The organism is Myroides odoratus (assembly GCF_001549985.1).
GTDB classification, from domain to species: Bacteria; Bacteroidota; Bacteroidia; order Flavobacteriales; family Flavobacteriaceae; genus Flavobacterium; species Flavobacterium odoratum_A.
Genome location: NZ_LROZ01000053.1, coordinates 1 through 825, shown reverse-complemented (window position 1 = coordinate 825; position 825 = coordinate 1). Strand labels below are relative to the sequence as shown.

Genomic DNA, 825 nt, shown 5'->3' with positions numbered 1-825 from the left:
AGCTATGACGCTTTTGGACGACTTGTTGAACTCGAAGGGCCGCAAGATAGCACCTACCAATACAACGCGAATAATCAACTGGTCAATCAAACCGTAGCAGGCGATAAGAACTGTCAACTGTATTACCGCGCAGGAGAACTAGTGAATCAGGTGCTGGTGGAAGAGGATAAAAAAGTGCGTTGGATTAAAAGTGGCGCTACCTGCTTAGCGGTTAATGATGATCAACATGTTACTTTAACGGCAAGTGGGCAGCATGAGAGCTTGTTGTGGTCGGTGAAAGACGGCGATTCTCAAGGGGAACTACATGAGTTTGGACCGTATGGACAAGGAGAAGCAGAGGAATACCTACCTGCTTTTACTGGAGAGCGAAAAGATCCCATCAGTGGGCATTACCATTTGGGCGATGGGTATCGCGCGTATAGCCCAATCCTGATGCGATTTACCTGTCCCGATAGTCTAAGCCCATTTGGAGCGGGTGGAATCAATGCTTATGCGTATTGTGCTGGGGATCCGATTAACTTGATTGATCCTTCAGGGCACAGTGCGACAGGCACAGCAGGATTGTTCTCCGGAGGGTTAGTCACTCAGGGATTAGGCCGATTAGGTGCTGGTGGAGGAATTATCTTGGGTATTATTGGAATTGTATCTGCTGTTGCTACTTTTGGCGCTGCTGCAGCAGCAATGGGAGTCGCGATGGCGAGTATCTCCTTGACCCTTAGTTTAGCGGCAGAAGCAACGGGTATTGCGAGTATTGCTGTTGGAAGTAAAGATTCGGAACTAGCAGCTAATTTAGGTTGGGCTTCGCTGGGATTGGGTATTGCGGGT

At 48.7% G+C, this 825-nt stretch carries 1 protein-coding gene; it reads left to right on the top strand.

Annotated features, from left to right (window positions below; all coding sequences use genetic code 11):
* Window positions 1-825: RHS repeat-associated core domain-containing protein (locus tag AWV75_RS18215; protein WP_197429613.1), on the top strand; the 825-nt coding region annotated here is incomplete at both ends.